This window comes from Pseudomonas sp. FEN (assembly GCF_904067045.1).
In the GTDB taxonomy this organism is placed as follows: domain Bacteria; phylum Pseudomonadota; class Gammaproteobacteria; order Pseudomonadales; family Pseudomonadaceae; genus Aquipseudomonas.
Window position 1 is genome coordinate 1 of the sequence record NZ_CAJFDC010000003.1, and the last position, 2,500, is coordinate 2,500.

Below are 2,500 nucleotides of genomic sequence, written 5' to 3' on the forward strand. Positions count from 1 at the left end.
GCCCCTTGTGCTCTTTGAACAGCGCCTCATGGAAAGCTGGAACCAGCGGGGCGCCCTGGCCGCCGGCCGCCACATCGCGGCGGCGGAAGTCGCCGACGACGGTGATGCCGGTCAGTTCCGCGAGCAGGGCCGGGTTGCCGATCTGCACGGTAAAGCCACGCGCCGGTTCGTGGCGAATAGTCTGGCCGTGGCTGCCGATGGCCCGAATGGCCTCGGGGTCGAGTTGCTGCTGCTCCAGCAGGGTGTTGATACCCTGGGCGGCCAGGGTTACCCAGTTCTGCTCGGCGATGGCGCCCGGGCAATTTCGTCGGGACCGCTGGCGCACAGGCCGAGCAGTTCCGCGCGCAAGGTCTCGGGCATGGGAATGTAGTGGCTGGCCAGCAGCCGGATGGAGCCGTCGAGCGCTACCAGGGCAATGTCCAGCCCATCAAGACTGGTTCCGGACATCACACCTATGTAGAGCATGGTTGTTTACCGTTTGGCCGAGGCGACTTTGCTGGACTTTTCCTGATTCATGCGTGCCATCAGCGGCTGGCTCTGTTGCAGGAAGCGGGCGCGTTCGGATTTGGCGATCGGATCGGCCATGGGCAGTTTCTGGCCCAGTGGGTCGACGTGTACGCCATTGACCTGGAACTCGTAGTGCAAGTGCGGGCCGGTCGACAGGCCGGTAGTGCCGATATAGCCAATGACCTGGCCCTGCTTGACGTTGCTGCCGGTCTTGACGCCCTTGGCAAAGCCCTGCATGTGACCGTAGAGGGTCCGGTAGGTATTGCCGTGCTGGATGATCACCGTGTTGCCGTAGCCGCCGCGACGACCGGCCAGCAGCACCTTGCCGTCGCCGGCGGCCTTGATCGGCGTGCCACGAGGCGCCGCGTAGTCGACGCCTTTGTGGGCGCGGATCTTGTTCAGGATCGGGTGCTTGCGGCCCATGGAAAAGCGCGAGCTGATGCGGGCGAAATCCACGGGGGTGCGGATAAAGGCTTTGCGCATGCTGTTGCCGTCGGCGGTGTAGTAGCTGCTGGAGCCCTGTTTATTGGTGTAGCGCACGGCAGTGTAGGTCTTGCCACGATTGGTGAAGCGTGCGGAGAGGATATTGCCGGTGCCGACGGTCTTGCCGTTGACCACTTTCTGCTCGTAGATCACCTCGAATTCGTCGCCGGGACGGATGTCCTGGGCGAAGTCGATGTCGTAGCCGAACACATGGGCCATTTCGCGGGTCAGGCTGTGGGGCATGCCGGCGCGCTGGGCGGAAAGCGACAGCGAGCTGTTGATCACGCCGTGCACATAGGCGGAGCGTACCACTGGCTGGCTGACTACGCGGTTGAAGGTGAAGCCTTTCGGACCCTTGGTCAGGGTGATGGTCTCAAGGTCGCTGACCTTGCTGTGCAGGTTGGTCAGTTGGCCGTCGGGGTTCAGTTCGAACTCCAGCACCTGGCCATGCTTGAGCTGGGAAAACTGCTTGGCTTGTTTATCGCTGGCCAGGACCTCATGTACCGATGCCGCCGGCAAACCGACCTTCTCGAACAGCGTGGAGAGGGTATCGCCCCGGGCTACGGTGACCTCCCGGTGGCCGGGGGCTTTCTTTTCTTCAGGCGCCGGTTCGGTCTTGGCGGTCTTGGCGGTGTTCTGGGTGTCTTCGGCGCTGTCGTCGATCTGGGCGAATGGCGATGGATTGCCTTCATTTGTGGCTTGATCGAGTTCGACGGCGTCTTTGTCTTGTGTCAGTTGATCAGCTGGGCTTTCCAGCTCCAGGCTCAGCGTTGTCTTCTTGGCTTCTACGTCACTGGATGGAAAGACCAGTAGCGCCAGGCTGAGAAGGGCGGCGATGCCACTTGCGGCCAGCAGGTGGGTCTTCGGATAAAGCGGGGGCGCTTTAGGCGGTTCTGTGGTCATAGGTAATTTGACTTTGATGAAGATGAATTGGAAAAGATGAATGACATGATGAAGATGAAATAACTGTATAAAATATAACCAAAACATATCTGAAGCAAGTCTGTCATGTGCAGATGGGCGTTTCGTGCCCGTATGCCGGGCAAAACTTGTATTTGGGCGGCGATCTTGTATGGTTGGTTCCCTTTGAATCTGAGCCTTGCAGGTTGGTTATGAAGTCGGTTGAAGAGCAGCTAGCGCTGATCAAGCGTGGTGCGGAAGAGGTGTTGGTCGAGTCCGAATTGGTCGAGAAGCTCAAGCGCGGCCAGCCGTTGCGTATCAAGGCTGGCTTCGATCCCACGGCGCCGGATCTGCACCTGGGCCACACGGTCCTTATTAACAAGCTGCGCCAGTTCCAGGATCTGGGGCATCAGGTGATCTTCCTGATTGGCGACTTCACCGGCATGATCGGTGATCCGAGCGGCAAGAGTGCCACGCGTCCACCGCTGACGCGTGAGCAGGTTCTCGAGAATGCCGAGACCTACAAGACCCAGGTGTTCAAGATTCTTGATCCGGCCAAGACCGAGGTGGCGTTCAACTCCACCTGGATGGACCAGATGGGGCCAGCGGA

Annotated in this window: 1 protein-coding gene and 2 pseudogenes (1 of these 3 cut by a window edge); 1 reads left to right on the forward strand and 2 read right to left on the reverse strand. The window is 60.1% G+C overall.

What is annotated here, in order from left to right:
* Both PFEN_RS04995 and PFEN_RS05000 read right to left on the reverse strand, forming a co-directional pair.
* Positions 1–465: pseudogene (locus tag PFEN_RS04995) on the reverse strand (anhydro-N-acetylmuramic acid kinase); the annotation flags it as partial.
* Between the two features lie 6 nt (positions 466–471).
* A complete protein-coding gene (locus tag PFEN_RS05000) occupies positions 472–1,893 on the reverse strand; it encodes a peptidoglycan DD-metalloendopeptidase family protein (protein ID WP_191485927.1) in 1,422 nt (473 codons plus the stop codon).
* A 209-nt stretch (positions 1,894–2,102) separates the two neighbouring features.
* Between PFEN_RS05000 and tyrS the strand changes: the two are divergent.
* A pseudogene (gene tyrS, locus PFEN_RS05005) lies at positions 2,103–2,500 on the forward strand (tyrosine--tRNA ligase) (it continues 800 nt past the right edge of the window).

What these genes read in the sequence shown, in the direction of transcription:
- PFEN_RS05000 (WP_191485927.1), bottom strand. Translation starts at nt 1,893, where the DNA reads ATGACCACAGAACCGCCTAAAGCGCCCCCGCTTTATCCGAAGACCCAC.